This window comes from Clavibacter sp. GW821-FHT01D01, assembly GCF_059422605.1.
On the sequence record NZ_JBWKXC010000012.1, the window covers coordinates 61,310 to 80,003 of the forward strand.

The window sequence follows — 18,694 nt, forward strand, 5'->3', positions numbered from 1 at the left end:
GCGGGAGCCCTCATGAGCAAGGGCTTGATGCTCGTGCTGACGTGCATCCTCATCGTCGTGTTCGGCGGTGTCGTGCTGATCACCGGGGGCGGGTCGGCGCAGGGCGCGTGCGTCATCAACGCGGATCCCCAGGCGGCGTCAACTCATGACGCTGTCGCCGGGTACTCCGGTGACCAGCTCGCGAACGCTGCGGCGATCATGAACGCGGGGGCTGCGCTGGGCGTCGACGCACAGGGGCAGGCCTTGGGCGTCATGACGGCGATGGGCGAGTCGTCGCTGACGAACATCGATCACGGTGACGCCGTCGGTCCGGACTCGCGCGGCTTGTTCCAGCAGCGGGACACCTGGGGCACCCTCGCGCAGCGAATGGACCCGCGGCAGGCGGCGACGGTCTTCTTTCAGCGCCTCCTGCGGGTGCCGAACTGGCGCACGCTGACCCCGACGGCGGCCGCGCACGCGGTCCAGCGCAACGCCGACCCGGACCACTACGCCCCGTACTTCCCTGCGGCGACCGCCGTCGTCCGAGCGCTGAGCGGTGGCTCCTCTGCGTGCACCGCGGGTGTCTCCGGGGATGCCCGAGCGCTAGCGGCGCACATCATGGATCTCACCGCCCAGGGCAAGGTGACCTGGTTGTCGGCGACGCACCGCTCGGAGGTGCAGGCGATCGCCGACGGGCAGGTGGTACCGAACTGCGGCGTCGACACCCGCATCCTGCAGGTCATCACCGTGGCCACCCGTACGTTCTCCTCCGTCGGGGTCTCCGACGTGAACCGGCTCTGCAGCGGAGAGCGGCCCGGCGCTGGCGATGCGTCCGCGCACGTCGTCAACGGCGGCGGCCACGCTGTCGACTTCTACGCCTTCGACGGGACCCCGACCACGGGTGCCGATGCGAACGCGATCAAGCTGCTCCGTACGCTCGGGCCGGTCATGGCCGACGGCTCCGGCACGGGCCAGTCGCAGTGCCGCGCGGCCGCAGGTGACGCACTCGACTTGCCGATGGCGCAGTTCCCGGACACCTGCAACCACATCCACGTGCAGGTCGACCCGTGGGGCGACGAGCCGATGAAGCTGACGGCATCTGGAACCTTGTGATGGCCGGCGCAGAGCACAGACAGAGGAGCTGCCCGTGAACGGGATGACGCGTGCGAACGCCCTCACAGTGGCACTCATCGGGATGCTCCTCGGTGCCGTGTACCTCGGTGTCCACATCGGCGCGGAGCTCGCCGGGATCGGGGAGGCGTACTCGTGGAACGCAGCACAGCTCGGGATCGAGTTCCTCCGTGGTGCGCCGTGGCCGGGTACGGCGGCCACCATCGCGACCGTCGTGTTCGCCGTCCTCGCTCTGGCCGGGTTCACGGCCGTCTTGATGTGGTCGGCGCGACGAACGGCGCGACGGCGCAACAAGGCGTCAATCAAGCTGATGTCCGCGACGCCCGAGAACGCGATCCTGCGCCGTCGTGTGCGGTCTACGGAGGCCCGGCGGCTGCATCCGACCGCACCGCAGGTGGGTCCTGGGCAGAAGGTGGCCCGCCTCATCGGCACGCGAACGTAGATCTACCAGGGGTGGGAGGAGACGGGCGTCTACCTGTTCGGCACCCGCCGAGGGAAGACGTCGGGCGTCGTCGTCCGCCATGTCGTCGAGGCGCCCGGGGCGGCAATCATGACGTCGAACAAGGTGGACGGCGTGGAGCAGGTCCTGCGTGGACGCCGCGGCCGCGGCCAGGCGTACGTCTTCGACCCGAACCGGATCTACCGGCACGAGGCCGGCCCCGACTTCGTGTTCAACCCGCTCGAGTACGTGGCCTCAGCCGAAGACGCGCGCGAGCTCGCGGAGATCTTCGAGGCGTCGACGCGGAAGGAGGGCGACCGCGGCGGGGATCCGCAGTTCGACGAGCCGGGCCGCGACATGCTCGCCTACTTCCTCTTCGCGGCCGCACTCGATGAGCTGCCGCTGTCCCGGGTGTATCGGTGGATCACGAAGCAGGACGCCGACACGGTGGTGGAGATCCTCAACCGCCACGGGAAGCGAGGGCCGGCGGAGACACTGCTGGGAATCGAGAAGTGGGCCGACCGGACGCGTCAGAGCGTCTACGCGACGTCGCAGCGCATGGCCGGCGCGCTCGCTTACGACGAGCTTCTCGAGTGGACGTCGGCCAAGGGGGTGCGCCGGTTCGACGTCGAGGCGTTCGTGCGCTCGGAGGACCTGTTGGTGCTGCTCTCGAAGGATGGAGTTGGCTCCGCCGGCGCCATCCTCACGTCGTTGGTGCGCGCCATTTGCAAGACCGGCGAGCGGATCGCCCAGCGCTCCGGCGGCCGGCTCCCGGTCCCGCTGGTGATCGAGCTCGACGAGTGCGCCAACATCGTGCGCTGGCCGGCGCTGCCGTCCGTGTACTCGTTCTACGGCTCGCTGGGCATGCCGATCAACACCTACTTCCAGTCGAAGGACCAGGCGGTAGAAGCGTTCGGGCAGAACGGGTGGGGAGCGATCTGGGGTGCCGCGGTGACCCGCGTGTTCGGCGGCGGCGCCATGGATCCCGACTTCCTGCGTGGACTGTCGAATCTGATCGGGGAGCGCGACGAGGTGACGTACAGCGGATCCATGCAGGACACCGGTGGGTCGTCGACCTCGACGAGCACCAGACGGATCCCGATCCTCTCGGTCGACGACCTGGCCAACCTGCCCCTGTGGCGCGCGGTGGTGTTCAACTCGAACACCCGCCCGGTGATCGTCGACGCGCTGCCCTGGTTCCGCGACAAGAGGATCCGCGCGCTGATCTTGGCGGAGGATGCCGACATCGCTGAGCAGGTCATGACCCAGAAGAAAGCGGCGCATGACGGGTAGAGAGAGTCATGCGGACCAGGAGGTCGACGACGTCGGCGAGCATGCTGCTGCCGACCCGACATTGGATGACCTGTTCGTGGACTGGGTGATCGAGCACTGCTCGATCGTGGAGTACGTGTGGAGCGAGAAGCGCCCGGCGTGGTGCCCGGAGTGGTGGAAGCATCCGGAGGCCGTGGAGCGCCTGTTCGCGCTCTGGACGGCCCGGACGCAGGCCTACGCGAACGATGACGACCTCGCGGCTGTCTCGTCCTGGTGGATCTACCACTGGGACCACCACGCGCCGATCCTTTTCGACTCGCGCACGGGGCCGTTCCGCAATTGCGACAAGGCGCTGGGACACCTGCACGATTTCGATGGAAAGCACGTGCCCGCGGTGGAAGCGGAGCGGCCCCCGCCAAGCTGGAGACGCTCGACCCCGACGCAGTAGGACGCTGTGTCGACCAGACGAGGGGGGACGGCTACCTTTCTCGGCCGTCATCCCCTCGAGCGCGATCGTCGTCACGCAGCCGGTGCTCCTGGTCGTCGGTGGTGCTCTCCTGGGTATGGGCGGTCAGGCCCGCATGGCGGAGCTGCTCGAGGCGAGCTTCGGCCTTCACGCGCTTCTGCTCGCGAAGCCGGTCAGCAAGCGTGAGGGGCGCCGCCGCGGCCGGCTCACGGAGCACGGTGGACTTGTGGAGGGCCGTGACGCGGCTCTGCAGCTCGGCGCCGAGGGACTTCTCGCGGTAGTCGTATGGCACCGCGTCGGGCTCGGTTTCGTCGATGCCGTAGCGGCGCCGGAACAAGTCGACCTCCGCCGCGAGACGGGACCAGTCCGCGCGCCGCTCGTCCTCGGGCACGGTGCCGAGGCGCTGCGCCCACGCCGGTGGTTCCGTCGCGAGGGCTTCACCGCGCTCCTCGAGGCGGGCGGCGAGGTAGTCGTAGCGTTCGGCGAGGTGAGCGCGCCACGCGGGATCGGTGTGCCGGGAGTCGACGGGTGCGCGATCTGCGATCCAGGTCGGCACGGCTTCGTCGCGCGGCGCCGGCGGGAAGGCGTCGGTGTAGGCGCGCACGTCGGCGTCGACGCGGGAGGCGAGCACGGCCGGCTTGTTGCGGGCGTTGTCGAGCGTGTCCTTCTCCCACGCCTGGTACAGGGCATCAGCGGGGTCGTAGCCGGCGCGCTCAGCGCGACGGAGCGAGGCCTCGAGTGCGCCCCACGCCTCGTCGCCGACGAGCTCGCGGGCGACACGGCGGCCCACGGCCTGCCGGGCGATGCGCTCGAACCGGGTCGCGTCGGCCCGCTCGGCGACGTCCTGGTACTGGTCGACCAGCACGACGAGGTCTCCGACGCGGGTCTGCTCGGCTCGGATGGTCTCGTGCGCGCTGAGCATGCCGTCGGAGTTGTTCGCGATCTGCTCGAGGACATCGCCCATCGTCTGCGCGTCGTCGGCCTCGACGTAGAGGCGGTTCGACTCCTTGCCACGGGTCATGGCCACGTAGGCCATCGCGCGGGTCGTGGAGGTGTCGGCGAGGACGTGGGAGGTGTCGGCGGTGAGGCCCTGTGCGCGGTGGACGGTGGCGGCGTAGCCGAGCTCGACGCTGCTGGCGACGTACTCGGCCGGCAGGACGACGCGGCCGCCGTGCCCGAGGTGGGTCACGGCGAGGGATCCGTCGCGGAGGACCTTGTCGACACTCCACCGGTCGCCGTTCTTCACGCGGTCGCGGCCGCGGTCGGTGCGGAGCTCGTGGGAGTTGACGCGACTGACGATGACGTCGCCCTTGTGCGCGCTGAGGCCGTCGCGGAGGTCGGCCCGGGCACGGCCGGTGACGGTGCCGTCGCTCATGCGGAACGCCTGCGCGCGGCCGTTGAGCTCGGCCACGGTCTCGTTCCGCTGCGCGAGCATCACGGACTCCTTGCCGGCGAGGACGTCGTCCTGCCAGGCGCCGAACACGGCGCCGGTCATCCGGTCGACGTCGCCGGCGATGATGCGGCCTTCGCCGAGGTACCAGGCGAACGGGTCGCCGAACTGCAGGGGGTCCCGGAGGCGCTCCGAGGCGGCCGCCTCGGCGGTGTTCGTGGAGCCGTCGGGGTTCCGGAACCGGTGGATCGTGTCGAGCTTGATGGACCTGACCTCGCGCTCGAGGAGGCGGAGCGCGCCGCCGGCTTCGACGGCCGCGAGCTGGCGGTCGTCGCCGATGAACCGGACATGGGCGCCGTGGAGCTCGGCGACACGGACGACCTTGGCGAGGTTCACGGTGCCGGCCATGCCGGCCTCGTCGACGACGATCACGTCACCGGGGGAGACGTCGACGCCCTCGATCGGACCCTCGTGCCGGTTCAGCTCGTCGAGGCTCCCGAGGCCGTAGGTGAACGAGTGGATCGTGCGGGCGGAGACCTCGAGCGCGTCGGCCATGACCTGCGCGGCCGCGGCCGAGGGGGCGAGCGCCAGGAGCCGGCCACCCTCGGCCTCGACCGCGCGCGCGGCGACGCGGAGCGCGGTCGTCTTGCCGGTGCCGGCAGGGCCGGATCCGACGAGCAGGCGGGTGCTGGATGTCGCAAACTCGCCAGCGAGGGCGAGCTGCCCGGCGTCGAGCTTGTGCGCGCTGGCGGCCTGTTGCTCCTCCGCTACACGGTCGAAGGTCTCGCGGCTCACGGGCCGGACGGTGCGGTCGCGGGCGGCGTCCAGCAGCAGGTCCTCCGCCTTGAGGACGGTGCTCGAGGTGAAGAGCTGCCGGCCCTTGTGTTCGTAGATGCTGGTGCCGTCGCGGCGCGTGAGCGGGGCGAATGCGGCGTGCGGGCCGTCCGGGGTGAGGGCGAGGGAGTCCGTGCCGAGCGCGCGGCGGGTGATGGCCTCCGCGGCGTCCTCGGGGACGTCGACGCCGGCGATGCGCGCGCCCTGGATGTAGCGGCGGGCCTCGGCCTCGATCATGTGCGGGCCCCAGACGGGGTGGTACTCGGACACGGTCTCCACGACCTGCCGCGCGGCCTCGTCGACGTCGAGAGCCTCCGGCTCCCGGGGTCCCGCAGCACGGGCCTCGGCGGCCGCCCGCGCGCTCGCGAGAAGGCCCCGTACCGTGCGCCTCCCGACGGCCTCGGTCGCTCGTGCGCGCCACGCGTCGCGGAGCGCGGCGAGGGATCGGCCGCTGTCCTTCATGGGGCGGGTGTCGAGGGTCGCCTGCTGCGCGAGCTTGATGCGGGCCGCCTGGCTCGGGGTGCGCGCATGCTCGGCGGTGTACTCCCGCTCGAGCTTGGCGAGCTGCTTGCGGATGTCGGTCGAGCGGGTCGAGAAGCCCATCAGGAGGCCCCGGTCGATGCCCGCGAGCTCCACCACGGGCCGCTTGCCGGCGGTGACGACGCGGTGCTCGGTGGTGACGCCGAGGGCGTCACAGACTCGCTCCATCACGCGGGAGTTGTAGAACTCAGATGCGGCCACGCCCTGGCGGTGGAGGAGCTTGGAGTCGATGGTGCGCCACCTGCCGTCGGACCCCTTGACCTTGTTCGCGACGACGAGGTGGTCATGCAGCTGCGGGTCGCCGGTGCGGGAGTCGTAGTGCCGGAACCGCGTCGCGACGATCCCGCCTTCGACGTCGATCTGCGCGACACCGTTGCGGCCGGCGCGCGTGGCCACGGCCTCGCGCTCGAGGTACTTCACCGTGTCGGCGATGGCATCTTCGTGGGCCTGCTCGATCGCGCGGCGGGTCTCGTCGTCGCCCAGACCCCACAGCGTGGAGACGCTCTTGGCGGGGGAAAACACGAGGTCGAAGCCGGCCACGGCCTGCTGCGTAGGACGTGACGCGGCGGTGATGTACCGGCCGAGCTCCTCCTTGTCCGCGGGCTCGCGGCCCTTCGCGTCGCGGAACGCCTGCGCGCCCTCGCGGGTGCGGATGGCGCGGCGCTCGGCGTCGTCGGGCTCCCGGCGGTTCATACGCTCGAACCGGGCATAGCCCTCGTCGATCTTCCGGCGGAGGTCGCTGCCGCCGGCACCGTAGGCGTAGTACGCGCGGCCGAGCTTGGCCGCTGCGGTCGCCTCGTCGACGCTCGCGCCAGCTGCCTGCGCTTCGGCAATGATGCGCTCCGCGTCAGGGTGCAGGCCCTCGCCGTAGAGCGCCTTCATGTGCTCCTCCGTGACGGCACCCGAGACGCCCAGCGCGTCGAGCCCGGACCCCATCCAGACGCCGGGAGGGTTGCCCTCCGCGGTGTAGTAGTCGCCAAGCTCGCGGCCCGCTTCCCGGAGCACGTCACCGGTCGCGATCTCGCTCGTGTAGTACGCGTACCCGTCCCCCGCGGAGAGGATGTGCATCGTCATCACGGGCAGGACGGTACCTCGTTGATCACTGATGCCAGAGGTGTGATGCACAGGGGAGCAAGGGACGAGCGAGCCGGGGCAGCCAGCATCGAAGATGCTGCGTCGGAAGGGCTGCGACCGCGGAGGAAGCGAGCCGAGGGAGGAACAACCGTCAGTGAGCGAGCGGGAGCGCGTCGTAGCACTTCCGACGAGCCGGCCAAGGTCGGCTCGCCCGAAGCTCGGGCGCGGAGCGCTCCGCATACTCGTGCACAGCCCGGACGGGCGTCGGGGGAGGGGCGGCAAAGTGATGCCCGCCCACACCACGAGGAGGTCCACATGGCAGAGGCCCGCAAGTCCGCTCGACAGGTCGCGGCGCGCAAGCGCGCACGCACGCAGGCAGCCGAGTTCCGCGCCCGAGAGGATCGACTCGAGCAGCTTGCGGCCGACTACTTCGTGGCGGCGGACGTGCTCGACGAGATCGATGAGCGAGCGGAGCAGGAGATCCGGGCGGTGCGCGAGCGCGCGGCCGCAGAGCGGGCGGCCAAGACCATGGAGCTCGACGCGGTCACCCAGACGATGCTCTCGCTCGGTGTCTCCCGGAAGGAGGTCGCCGACCGGCTCGGTATCGCAGTACGCGACGTCAAGAAGAGTCCGGCGGGTCCACGCGAGAGCGCGTCGGCGGATGAAAACGACGCGCAGGCGCACGAGCCTCACGATGGGGAGCACGGGTAGCGGCTCCGTAGTGGGCGTTAGGTCTCGATCACCACAGGGTGGGTTGATCTGGACCGATGCCGTTGAGGGCTCGACGGATGCGGTCGGGATCCCACCCGTGGGCCTTCACCGCGTCGCGGAGCTCGCGGGAGCGGCGGGCGCGCTCGGCGCGCGGGAGGCCTCGGTAGGGCGTCGTCGTCCACCGGTTGGAGTGCCGTCCCCTCTGCGCGCGATCCAGCATGTTCATCCGATGCGTACCGGGCGCGAGGTGTGACGTCGCGGCGTCGACATCGACATGCACGCACAAGGGGACGTCGCACGAGTGGAGCAGCAGATGCGACGATGCGAGCACCTCACCGGTGACGTCCTGATACGCGTAGCGCGAGGGCCGCACGGCCCTCTGCCCGTGCCCGGCGACGTCGATCCAGAACCTCCCGTACCCGTCGTCGGACACGGCGCCGGTCCAGATCCAGCAGTCGTGCACGTCGGGTCCCTTGACGACGTGTCGCCAAAACCGTTCCTGCTCTGAGATGTTCACTGCGGCCATCGTCCTGCGGTGCATGTCGGGGGACACGATGGCGCGCGGTGATGACTGCGCGCGGGAGGGGTTACGAGCGAGCTGGACTAACGCTCGCGGTCTCCGGCGCCGCGTGCCGAGTCACGCATGGTCGGGTTCTCATATCGTGCTGGCTCGGGCAGGGCTGTACGAGCAGCCGGGGCAGACGCCTGCCCTTGGGCCGCGCGGAGGGCAGCCAGATCGCGCTGGGCGCGTCTGTCGCACCCGTCCTCTCCCGGGGCAGCCTCGGGCGCGCGCTCGACGGGCCGATCGACGGCCATCTGCCAGAAGATGGGGACGAGCTCGGCGGGATGCGGCTCGTACGCGAACAGGTCAGGGCCGGACCACTTCGAGGCCTCGTTCCACATGTCGGGATCCACGCGGTCGTACTCGAGCGTAAAACTCGAGAGCTCGGCGACGTGCTCCATGAACACCTTGGACGTGCGCCCGTTGCCCTCCCGGAACGGATGCGCCTGGTTGAGGTAGGCGAACACCGTTGCAGCGCGTTCCCCGAAGCCGTCGCGATCCAGCTCGATCCACGGTGTCGCGTCGACGAGGCGATGCACGTCGGTGAGGTAGCGGTCGATGGCGCCGCTCGAGACGTCGGCGAAGCCGACTGGAGTGCCCTTGTAGATGGGGACCGTCCGGTACTCGCCGGCCCAGTCGTAGACGTCCTGGAAGAGGTGGCGGTGGATCGCCCGCACGTGGTCGGCGTCGAACGTCCGGGGGATGTCGACCTGTCCGCTCATCAGCTCGGTCTGACGGTCGATCGTCGCCGCGTACTCGAGCCCCGCGAGGACATCACGGTCGCGCTCACCGAAGTGGTTGCGCAGCGTGCCGGTCATGGCGACTGGGTCGTAGGTCTCTGGGTAGAAGTACCCCGCCCAGAGGTCCCACTCCGCTGCCATCAGCTGGCGAGGACCGTCACCTTCCGGCGACGTTCCGCGGCTTCGCGCGAGCGCCGCATGTACTCGTCGCGGTCGATCGCTCCCCGCACCTTGTCCGTCAGGTTCTCAACGTCCTCGCGGTTGGGCTTCCAGCCCTCGTGCCACGCCGAAGCGAGCGACTGCACGACTACCCGTCGCTGCGTCGCGTCCAGCTGGGCGAACAACTCAGGCCAACGCTGCTCGATCTCAAACTTCTCAGCCATGACAGCCCCCTTTACGGTGCAGATATTCTACCAAATCGGGGAGTCCTACGCAGGGATCTGCAAGGGTCGGCAGCGACCCAAGGGCAACTATGGAGGCCTGGTGGCCGATGCGCGGGCGAGGCCGCTGAGAATGATCCAGATCAGACAGTCCCAGAACGACTGAGGTCTCTCCTCGAGGGCGATGTCGCGGGAGAGGCTCGGCGTCGACGCCCACTACACAGCCGGCGCCACAGAGCGCCGCGCGTCAGAGGTCCAGGCCGGGGGAGTCACCCGTCCCGCTCGGCGAGGCACTCTGCCAGCGCGCCGAAGGTCGCGTAGAGCTCGAAGGAGCCCGTCGGTACCGGCGACTCTGTGAAGACGCCCGCGCGTGGCTCGACGCCGCCGCGGCGACACGTCGACGTTCAGTCATCGAAGGCCTGTAGAAGGCCGAACCGCCCCTCAGCCACCGGCGGATGACCTCCGGCAACGAGCAGGGCCGCGTACCGGGTGTCGCCAGTCGCCGCGTCTCGTACGCGCCACGGAACTGCTGGCCCTGACGATGGCTGCCCCCCCCCAAAGCGGGCCATCGGTTGTGCCCGGGACACGGCAAACTGACCTCATCAGTCTCACCCGCATGATCCGTCCCCCAGACCGAGCCATAATTTCCGCCACCCGCAAACCCTCGCCTACCTGATCATCGCTCCTGGAAACTATTACTGCGTAAACAACCCGCTCTTGAACCGCCGACACCCCCGCATGCGGGAAAGCAATAAGAGGTGGTCACGCTCTTCAAATGCGGATCTCTGTATAAACTCCCTCACTCACCCCGCCGAGCGTCGACATGCGCAGCACGAAGGCCCGGTCTCCAATGTCGAAGCACAGCATCTTGATTGGTAATTAGTGTGAACATGTCAAATCTAGACAGCGACAACGATGCTAATACATTCGCTGCGCATGCTTCATGAGCAGTGGCGGCGTTCCCAGCAAGTCCCCGATGCGGGCTATACTCACCACAATTGTCGTAACAGTTGTCGCTTCGGTTCTAGCGGCATGGGTTGTTTGGGCCTTCAATTGGAACGGCAACCGCAGTGACAACCCCCTAACAACTTTACCTACCGCGAGTTCGATGCCGGGATCGACAGACTCCGCAACCCCTAGGCCCTCCATCGAGGCTTCTTCAACAGCCGCCGGGACCGACCCGGGCACAACCCCGAGCGGCTATCTAGCACTTAATGTCGACAATGCGACCACCCAAAGCCGCTGTGAACAGTCAAACGGAGCTGGATTTTCCTGGAAAAACGGCATTTCTACGATTGCCGGCACTCCGTACGCCTTCGGATTTTCCTGCCCTATCGCCTACCGGGAGACTTTCGGAACTATTGAGTACTTGGTGCCGCCGAATGCAACCCGATTCACGGCCACAATAGGACAACCCGATGATGCTTCGAACACGACGATGGTCGTACGATTCAAAGTGTTGAACTCCACTACCGGAGAAGAACTGGCAGCCGAAGATGTCGCATACGGCCAACAGATTGACCTTGACGTAGCCCTGCGCCAGGTGATCCGAATAACACTTCGAATTGACCTCATCAGCTATGTTGACGAACCTCGAGATAGCCATGGGGGTGCCGGCTGGGCAGAGCCGGCATTCCAATAGGCTATATATGAGGAGACATATATCATGGCGTGCCACCTCTGGTCCGTCGCGTCGAACGATAGGCATGAAGCAGGAGTTGAGGAGGCACGCTATCAACTCAGCCCTTCCTATGAAGGTTCGTGAGGTCAAGCGCGTCGGCGTCCACGACCGCCGTGTCCCGATGTCGGACCCCCTTCGTAAACTTGACAGATCAACCCGACCAGGATCGGAGTGCGCCAAATGGCTCACCTGAAGCAGCAGTTCAAAGATGCCTTGAGCTCCATCGAGCCCGGCGACGACAAGGCCAATGCGCCAGAGGCGCATCGTCTGGTCCGTGATGCGCTCACGGCTGATGCCAAACTCGCCGAGTACGGGGTAAACCCGGTACTGATCGGTTCATACAAGCGAAGCGTGTCAATCAAGCGCGTGAAGGACGTCGACGTGTTCGTCCGTCTTCCTGATCTGCCGAGCAACGTGACGTCGAAGGAGATCCTTGATCGGTTCTTCACCGTCCTACATGGTGAGTTCGGGCGTGATGGCGATGGGCATCAGCGGACCACGCGACAGGATCGCAGTTTGCAGGTCTCGTTCCCGGACTACGACCTCTACGTCGACGCCGTTCCCGCGCGCCCGCATTGGGATGGCGAGACTTGGGAGATCCCGCAGAAGGGCGACGACAACCAGTGGGTGCGCACCAACCCCGAGTCTTTGACGTCATTGTCGACCGAAATGAACACCACGCACGACGGTTTCTATGTCCCGACGGTGAAGCTGCTCCGCCAAACCCGGCGCGCGCTTCTCGGCAAGAAGAAGCCAGGGGGCTTTTTCTTCGAGGTCGCGGCGTACCAGGCCTTCGCCTCGGGTCTCGTGACGGGACGCGATCACGCGGAGTACTACGTCTCGGCGCTGGACGAAGTGAGCAAGATCGTCGAGACTTTCGTCACCGACGACATTGCGGTTAGCGACCCCACTATCCCCGGGCATACCATCAACATCCGCGCGACCGATGATGAGCTGGAGGCAGCTCGGACTCGATTTATTGACGCCGCCGCAGACGCACGAGAAGCGCTCGACGAGGAGGACGAGGGCAAAGCTGCGCTGGCTTTCCAGAAGCTGCTCGGCAAGAACGGCGACGGCGATACCGTCTTCCCGATGCCGCCGGGCTTCAACGACGACGGATCGAAGCGGGAGTTCGCGATCTCCGCAGGTAAGCGGGTCGTGCCGGCGGGCGCCAGGACTTTCGGTTGACGATAGACGAGTACGACGAGTACGTCGCATACTGCCGTCAGCATTTCGAGGAGGGACTGATCCGCGCGGGCTTCATCGAAGGCGATGTCGGTTGGCGAGGCATGATCGCACATCCGGGTGGGTCGACGGAGGTCGTGGTCTCGTTTCGGGCTCGCTTTCCATTCCAGCCGCCACGCGTTGTCCCCGGCGACCCGGACACCGTCATGTGGTCCTGGCATCGAGAGCTGGACGGCGCGCTCTGTTTGGTGGCCGAAGATGACCATGACAACCTGTGGTGGACAGAGGCGCCGGCCTTCCTAGAGCACGTGACCGCGTGGTTCGAGCAGGCGGATGCCGGGTGGCCCGATGATCGGCCGGACCTAGATCTCGAACGCTACTTCCACTACTCCGAGGACAAGCGCTTGTATCTCTACGATGACCCCGCTGGCTACCCCACCGGCTTCGTGCGGTTCCGCCCGAGTCGCAACAACACCATGCTGATTGGAAGCGGCACCCGCCCGCCGAAGGCGTCCAAGCACAGCAAGGACCGCTATGGCTATGTCGCCGAGCTGGGCGACATAGACGTTCCGCCGAGATCGTGGCAGGACGTCGCGGCCCGCATCGCCCCCGCCGTTGATCTCGACCGCCGGATCCGAAACCACCTCCTCGACATCGTCGTACTTATCTACCGCCGCGGCATCCATGACGGCGCGATCGTCCTCGAGGTACGCCCGACGAAAGACGGGGGAACTACCGTTCGGCGCCTCCGCGCGGCCGCGGACACCTCGGCCGCCAAGACGGCGCGCGCAGGTCTAGTGGCGCCTCTACTTCACGAAGCCCGGGTTGCGATCGTCGGCGTCGGCGCGATCGGCTCCTTCGCCGCAGACATGCTCGTGCGTGCTGGCATCCGACACCTGACGCTCGTCGATGACGACATCGTCACGCCCGGCAACCTCATACGTCACCTTGTCGGACCGGAAATGGTGGGGCTGCCGAAAGTCACCGCGGTCAAACGGCATCTGGTCTCCCGGCATGAGATCGCCGCAGAGAACATCGAGGAGCTCGACGACGCTGTTTCGTCCGGCGACGTCGCCATGGAGCTTCTGACGAATCACGATCTCGTCGTAGACACCAGCGCCGACTTTGCCACGACCGCGCTACTGCATGTCGCGGCGACGTCCGCGCGGAAGCGGATCATCTCTGCCTCGATTCAGAACGACGGCGCCACCTTCCGCGTTGACCTACTTCCTTCCCTTGGGGGCGCCGATGCACTGACCGGCTCGAGCGTCGCAGTCGATCAGCAGCGGCCCACAGTGTTCGAAGCGGGGTGCGGCAGCCCCATCTCGCCAACACCACCCCACGTCGCGGTCGAGACAGCATCCGCAACCGTCCGTCACGTCATCGGTCTCCTTATCGAGCGTCCCGTTCACCCCTCAGGGGAAGTACGAAACGTCGTCAACCCAGTAGGGATAGCGCAATGACTCGATCCGCTCCGAGTATCGACGTGAGAGCTGACGCCCACGAGGCGATCGCATCCGAGACAGCCAAACGGCTGCCCCTTGAAACCGGCGGGATTATGCTCGGATACCGCGAGGCCGACAACGTCGTGATCACTCACGCGCTAGTGGTCGAAGGCGATGGCGCGACAAGGAACCGATATGTCCGCGACGACGTTCGGGCAAACAAGTGCCTCGCGGAATTCCTCTCGGATAGAGAAGAGGATGACCCAATCGGCTACGTCGGCGAGTGGCACAGCCATCCCGCGCCGTCTGGCCCAAGCGGAATCGACCGCAAGGCAATGCGCGCCGCTGCCCAGGCCGCTGGCAGTTCTCTCGCGCTCCTCGTATTCACGCCCGGCAACGCTGGCGCGTACTTCGGCCTGATCGCACGACGCCAGCGGCTCGGCCGAGTCGTTACGCGTGATGCGAACGTCTCTCTCCCCGCACCACGATTCGGTCCGCTGGGCCCGCTTCGTGATGGCGCTATTCGCGATGATGGGCCCGTGTTCATCTCGTACCGCCAGTCCGACGGGACGCATCAAGCAGAGTCGTTGGAGAACTTGCTCAGGGCCGCTGGTCTCGTCGTGTGGAGAGACCTCGTCGACCTGCGACCAGGTACGACCACCGACCGTCTCGAACAGGCGCTCACCGAGGGGCTTTCGGCAGGCGTGCTCGTCGTGACGCCTGACATTGTCGACAGCGAGATCGTCCGCGAACGCGAACTCCCCCGACTGCTCCAGCTCGACGAGGACCCCGCGTTCAGCCTGTGCATTGCTAATACGGTCGCACGAGAGGGAAGCGAGTCGCAATGTGATTACGACGCCCCCGACCGTCTGCTGCGACTCGCACCGGCACGAACATTGGCAGACAAGAAGCAGGCCAACGTGCTCGACCCCGCCGGCGAGGTTGAAATCGCTCGCGACCTCCTCATGCGTCGCATCGAACAACGCCGACCTCGGATCCGCGCAGAGGCTCGAGACTTCACCATTCGAGTTCAAAGTCGCCCTGCCCCTTTCGCGATAGATGCCGACGACGACGACCTGCACCTACGGATAAAAGAGGCCCCCGAAGGGCGCCTCCCGTCGCGCGAAGGCATCCAACTCCTCCGAAGGACGCTCCCGCTCACCGGTGATGCAGTGTTCGCGGCAGGCGCGAAGCGGGTCCGGGTCTCCGGCGGCGCACACCTCTCGATCGGGCTCGCGCTGGGCGCAGCATTGCCTGAAACCAAGATCGGTAAGGTCGCGGTCCTCGATGTGGAGAACAAGGCCTGGGAGTCCACACCGGCAAGCAACGATCCGGGCGTCACCGAACTGAAAGCCGAGGCGCTCGACACCGAGGTCTCCGAGCCGCGCAAGGCTTCGAACAGAGTCGCAATCTTCATTACGCTTACCGCCGCCCCGGACCTCATTGCGTTTCAGCGCCTGGTAAACGAATCCACAGAGGTCTTCGCCGATGTAGAAATCGTCTCCGTCATGAATTCCAGTCGCATCGATCCTCAGGAAGCGGGACGACTCGGCCAAACCATCGCGCAGCACATCAAGCGACTATCCGCAGATCACGGGCGGGCCGAAGTACATCTCGCCTTCCACGGCCCCTTCCCCATGGCTGTTCTCGTCGGGAGGTACCTGAACACGCTCCGCACCGTCGTCTACGAATGGGACGGCGACATGATCAACGGCCCCCGGTACCGGCCAGCGATCACCCTCGAGCCCGGCGTCGCCGGTGGTCCGATCACCGAAATCCTCCTGTAGCGACGGATCTAAGCAGACCTAGACGTCGCGGTACGTCTGTGCCGCGACGTCCGCGTTCAGTTCGTGACGGACCGGCACTTAGACCGCCTGGGGAAGGCCACTGGCCTTACGCAGGGTCGCGATGCGCAGGTCGATGCATGACTCCATCCCGCTCCTTCTCGTCGCCGCTTGTCCTTGGCTCATCGCCGCACTCGCTTAGGTATCCGAGACGCTGGTGGCCATGGGCGTTCGCGATGTTGGGACGAGAGGCATCATCGGATCCCGTCTGCTCGCCCGTCGCACCGTACGATGCTTCGCGCGCCGCCGCCGACTCTCTTTAGCCTTCGATGAAGTCGTCTGACAAGCGGACCCCCGTGGTGTTACCGAGCTCAGAAATTAGTCGGTTCCACTTTAGCCCTCGGAGGTCGGCCTCCTGGAAACTGGTTCCACTAGTGAGTGCCCCTGTCAGGTCCGCGTCGCGCAAGCTGGCGCCCTTGAAGGAAGCCCCTACGAGAATACATCCCGACAGATTGGCGCCATCGAGATTCGCTCCGTCGAACACCGCCTCGGTGAAGTCCGCGCCCTGCGCCTGAACGTGAGTTAGACGGGCCTTTCGGAAGCTGGCCTCAGTGAAGACGCCATTAGTGAACGCAGCGGAGCTGGCTTGAGCCCCACTGAATGCCGCGCGGGGAGCACGTGCCCGCGTAAGGTCCGCCATCATGAGTACGGCTTCGAAGAAGACAGCACCTTCCAAATCTGCGTCCGTAAATCGTGCCGCCACAAGCTCAGCGCCTCCGAGGTCCGCACGAGTCAAATCGGTGCCCTCGAAACCTGCTGCCGGCAGGACAGCGCGTGCGAGGTTGACGTTCTCCAAGCGGGTGCGGCTCAGGATGACGCTCGGCCTCTCAGACTTCGTGATCCGCGAAATTCTACCCACCACCTCGACAGCCGCCTTGGCGGTGCTCACCTGGAGCTCTCGGGCATCGCGAGCTCGAACGTCCTCGCGATCGACGACCGATACAGATCCAGACAGGCCACGGAGGTCGCGGCCATCTATGCGATGCGTCTGGTCCTTCTCGACCTCCTCGTCGTCCACCTCGCGATCAGCACCTGTCGTGCCCGCAGCAACGGGAGCGGCCTCACGGATGTATGCCATCAGGACCTCCAGGATCGGTCGCTGGTCACGCTCGGAGTCCTCGGCAATACGACCGAGTGCATAGATGCCACCGAAGCGGACGGCTGCCTTGTCGTCGCCCAACTGCTTCACGGCCTCTGTGTAGCGCGTCGTTCGATTGGCGTCACGCTCTATCTCGTGACGCGCGCGCGCCACCGCATCTCGGCGCTGTGTGAGCGCAAGCGTGATGACGGCCAAGAGGCCACCTGCCGCCAATAGGACTACCTGGCGCGCTGCCGTGATCGATGCCGCTCGTTCAGCCAAAGTGAGAGCGTCGCCGGGACGGGTTCCAGGCCCGACGAGGGACGCAGTGACCAGGGCCGGCGGTAGCGACCACACAGCAAACCCGGACCCGATGGCATAAAGGGCGAGGAGTAGCGGCCATATCCAGGAGCCTAGGGAGTCGATATCGCCTGCGGTTCTCGATCGTCGGGTCGGTCGTCGTGTACGCACGGTCTGACCTTAACCAGAAGCCGGACGCAATGTCCGTATGGGGTGTCTACTCGGACGCTGTACCGTCGGTCATCGTGTCGACCGACGGTCGAGTGCGGAGACGGCGGCCGCGGATGTCGCGGCAAGGGCGACGGGCAGGTGTGCGCCCGCGCCGATCACTGCGCGGGCGGCCCTGTGCCGGGGGATTCAACGGTGATCTTGAGTGCGCCGACCAAGACGCACACCCGCCCGCGCGCCGCCTGGCGTGCGTGCTCACTTCGGGCTACGAGGGTGGCGGCGAAGAAGTACGCGTTGGCCAGTCCGGCAACGCCGTGGATGATGACGGCGAGGACGAGCTCGGTCGGGAGGGGGACCGCGCCCAGTGCGGTAGCTACGATCACAACGAGGGCGGGCATGTCGGTGTCGACGCTGCCGCGGATCGGCCGGAATATGACCCCGAGCGTCCCCGGCGAGGCCTCCGAGCCCGTACGCGGCGGTGAAAGCCCCCCCCCCCCAATTCCGGCCGCTCGACCGAGGTCCGCGGTAGAGGCCACGGCGACGATCGGCAGCACGGCGGCCGAGAGCGCGACGGTCATGGTGACGTACAGGATGCTTCGGAGTGGAGCCGTGGTGATGAAGATCTGTAAGGTCGCGCTCGGCCGCAGCACCTCAACGCCCATTGCCACGGGCTCGATAGGGGAACTAGCCGGATTAGTGGCGGGGTGGCCTCGGTCGCGACGGCGCCGGTATCGGCCCCGTCGCGGTCGCGGTCGCCGTCGCCGTCGCCGTCGCCGTCGCGACGACCGTGGGACCGATGGTGCCACCGAGGCAGTAGGTGGCGACGTCCCAGCCCTGCGCAAGGCGTTGGCTCGTCTGCGACGGGCGGGCGATCGCTGGCAGGCGGCTGCTGATCCCGCCGGTGAGGAACGGCCCCGTGAGCCAGGCCGGCTTCGAGCACCGCTTTATACGCCGCCGCTAATCAACTCGCCCGCTTCCGGGAGTAATCGCCTACGCCGATAATAGACGTTGTGTCACACTAGGGCCGCCGACGAGTCACGTAACTGAAATCACCCGTCCGGGAACGAGTATAGGAACTTTGCTTGCGTCCAGCCGAGGATAAAGGCCGCGGGCCAGCTCTGGGTCTTCAGAAACATCCATAAGCGAAGCACTACTCACGACATTATCGTCTACAATCACGCCAGACCTGTCGTTGATATCCTCACCTTTAGGCCAAACATCGAATCCTACAATTCGCGCCTGGGGGTATTCCCAGCCTGAGGGCTCTACTTCTTGAACCTGCCAGTCGTCATTGGTCGTGATAATGACGACTTGGCCGTCAGGGTACCCCAGCTTAATTTTTCTAGTCACGTCGAAATACTACTGCGCCCCACCAGAGCCGCACCTGCCTCGCCTACCCCAGTTCGGGCTGTTCACTTCGACGCACACGAGTGCTACGTAACGTAGAGGCGGTCCTCATTAATGCGGACTTGACG

15 protein-coding genes are annotated in these 18,694 nt (G+C 66.6%); 8 read left to right on the plus strand and 7 right to left on the minus strand.

Annotated elements, in window-relative coordinates:
* The first annotated feature begins 12 nt into the window (after positions 1-12).
* The 4 genes from AC07VC_RS14460 to AC07VC_RS14475 are packed head-to-tail and all read left to right on the plus strand — an operon-like array spanning position 13 to position 3,269.
* On the plus strand, positions 13-1,092 hold the full coding sequence (locus AC07VC_RS14460; protein ID WP_494676620.1) for a hypothetical protein: 1,080 nt from the start codon (positions 13-15) through the stop codon (positions 1,090-1,092).
* A 34-nt stretch (positions 1,093-1,126) separates the two neighbouring features.
* Entirely contained in the window at positions 1,127-1,552 is a 426-nt protein-coding gene (locus AC07VC_RS14465; protein WP_494676619.1) for a hypothetical protein, read from the plus strand.
* A 33-nt stretch (positions 1,553-1,585) separates the two neighbouring features.
* Positions 1,586-2,842: a type IV secretory system conjugative DNA transfer family protein gene (locus AC07VC_RS14470; protein ID WP_494724481.1), complete on the plus strand. Its 1,257-nt coding sequence runs from the start codon at positions 1,586-1,588 to the stop codon at positions 2,840-2,842.
* On the plus strand, positions 2,832-3,269 hold the full coding sequence (locus tag AC07VC_RS14475) for a DUF4913 domain-containing protein (protein ID WP_494676618.1): 438 nt from the start codon (positions 2,832-2,834) through the stop codon (positions 3,267-3,269). The genes AC07VC_RS14470 and AC07VC_RS14475 overlap by 11 nt, the downstream gene beginning before the upstream one ends.
* A 31-nt stretch (positions 3,270-3,300) precedes the next feature.
* Here AC07VC_RS14475 and mobF read toward each other — a convergent pair whose 3' ends face one another.
* A complete protein-coding gene (gene mobF, locus AC07VC_RS14480) occupies positions 3,301-7,125 on the minus strand; it encodes a MobF family relaxase (protein WP_494676687.1) in 3,825 nt (1,274 codons plus the stop codon).
* 315 nt (positions 7,126-7,440) lie between these two features.
* Between mobF and AC07VC_RS14485 the strand changes: the two genes are divergently transcribed.
* Positions 7,441-7,836, plus strand: coding sequence for a hypothetical protein (locus tag AC07VC_RS14485; RefSeq protein ID WP_494676617.1), 396 nt, complete (start codon positions 7,441-7,443; stop codon positions 7,834-7,836).
* 28 nt (positions 7,837-7,864) lie between these two features.
* Here the strand turns inward: AC07VC_RS14485 and AC07VC_RS14490 are convergent, their stop codons facing one another.
* The 3 genes from AC07VC_RS14490 to AC07VC_RS14500 all read right to left on the minus strand — a co-directional run bounded on the left by AC07VC_RS14490 (position 7,865) and on the right by AC07VC_RS14500 (position 9,521).
* Positions 7,865-8,353: a hypothetical protein gene (locus tag AC07VC_RS14490; RefSeq protein ID WP_494724477.1), complete on the minus strand. Its 489-nt coding sequence runs from the start codon at positions 8,351-8,353 to the stop codon at positions 7,865-7,867.
* Between the two features lie 86 nt (positions 8,354-8,439).
* Complete coding sequence (locus tag AC07VC_RS14495; protein ID WP_494724478.1) at positions 8,440-9,279, minus strand: Fic/DOC family protein; 840 nt, start codon at positions 9,277-9,279, stop codon at positions 8,440-8,442.
* Positions 9,279-9,521, minus strand: a complete 243-nt coding sequence (locus tag AC07VC_RS14500; RefSeq protein WP_494676614.1) for an antitoxin VbhA family protein — start codon at positions 9,519-9,521, stop codon at positions 9,279-9,281. Before AC07VC_RS14500 ends, AC07VC_RS14495 begins: the two co-directional genes overlap by 1 nt.
* A 1,858-nt stretch (positions 9,522-11,379) precedes the next feature.
* On the opposite strand from AC07VC_RS14500, the gene AC07VC_RS14505 reads away from it, so the two are divergent.
* Genes AC07VC_RS14505 through AC07VC_RS14515 form a run of 3 tightly spaced genes read left to right on the plus strand, consistent with a single transcriptional unit; the run spans position 11,380 to position 15,616 of the window.
* Positions 11,380-12,387 (plus strand): SMODS domain-containing nucleotidyltransferase, encoded by a 1,008-nt coding sequence (locus AC07VC_RS14505; protein WP_494676613.1) that lies wholly within the window; start codon positions 11,380-11,382, stop codon positions 12,385-12,387.
* Positions 12,384-13,847 carry a HesA/MoeB/ThiF family protein gene (locus AC07VC_RS14510; protein WP_494676612.1) on the plus strand — a complete coding sequence of 488 codons (1,464 nt, stop codon included), beginning with the start codon at positions 12,384-12,386 and terminating at the stop codon, positions 13,845-13,847. The genes AC07VC_RS14505 and AC07VC_RS14510 overlap by 4 nt, the downstream gene beginning before the upstream one ends.
* Positions 13,848-13,870: 23 nt before the next feature.
* Complete coding sequence (locus AC07VC_RS14515) at positions 13,871-15,616, plus strand: SAVED domain-containing protein (protein ID WP_494676611.1); 1,746 nt, start codon at positions 13,871-13,873, stop codon at positions 15,614-15,616.
* Positions 15,617-15,932: 316 nt separating this feature from the next.
* Here AC07VC_RS14515 and AC07VC_RS14520 read toward each other — a convergent pair whose 3' ends face one another.
* The 3 genes from AC07VC_RS14520 to AC07VC_RS14530 all read right to left on the minus strand — a co-directional run bounded on the left by AC07VC_RS14520 (position 15,933) and on the right by AC07VC_RS14530 (position 18,569).
* A complete protein-coding gene (locus tag AC07VC_RS14520; RefSeq protein WP_494676610.1) occupies positions 15,933-16,967 on the minus strand; it encodes a pentapeptide repeat-containing protein in 1,035 nt (344 codons plus the stop codon).
* 410 nt (positions 16,968-17,377) lie between these two features.
* A complete protein-coding gene (locus tag AC07VC_RS14525; protein WP_494724479.1) occupies positions 17,378-17,881 on the minus strand; it encodes a hypothetical protein in 504 nt (167 codons plus the stop codon).
* 373 nt (positions 17,882-18,254) lie between these two features.
* A complete protein-coding gene (locus AC07VC_RS14530; protein ID WP_494676609.1) occupies positions 18,255-18,569 on the minus strand; it encodes a hypothetical protein in 315 nt (104 codons plus the stop codon).
* Between the last annotated feature and the right edge of the window lie 125 nt (positions 18,570-18,694).

Coding starts and splice junctions, on each gene's coding strand:
- AC07VC_RS14460 (WP_494676620.1), top strand. CDS start 13: ATGAGCAAGGGCTTGATGCTCGTGCTGACGTGCATCCTCATCGTCGTG.
- AC07VC_RS14475 (WP_494676618.1), top strand. CDS start 2,832: ATGACGGGTAGAGAGAGTCATGCGGACCAGGAGGTCGACGACGTCGGC.
- mobF (WP_494676687.1), bottom strand. CDS start 7,125: ATGACGATGCACATCCTCTCCGCGGGGGACGGGTACGCGTACTACACG.
- AC07VC_RS14485 (WP_494676617.1), top strand. CDS start 7,441: ATGGCAGAGGCCCGCAAGTCCGCTCGACAGGTCGCGGCGCGCAAGCGC.
- AC07VC_RS14495 (WP_494724478.1), bottom strand. CDS start 9,279: ATGGCAGCGGAGTGGGACCTCTGGGCGGGGTACTTCTACCCAGAGACC.
- AC07VC_RS14500 (WP_494676614.1), bottom strand. CDS start 9,521: ATGGCTGAGAAGTTTGAGATCGAGCAGCGTTGGCCTGAGTTGTTCGCC.
- AC07VC_RS14505 (WP_494676613.1), top strand. CDS start 11,380: ATGGCTCACCTGAAGCAGCAGTTCAAAGATGCCTTGAGCTCCATCGAG.
- AC07VC_RS14525 (WP_494724479.1), bottom strand. CDS start 17,881: ATGGGCGTTGAGGTGCTGCGGCCGAGCGCGACCTTACAGATCTTCATC.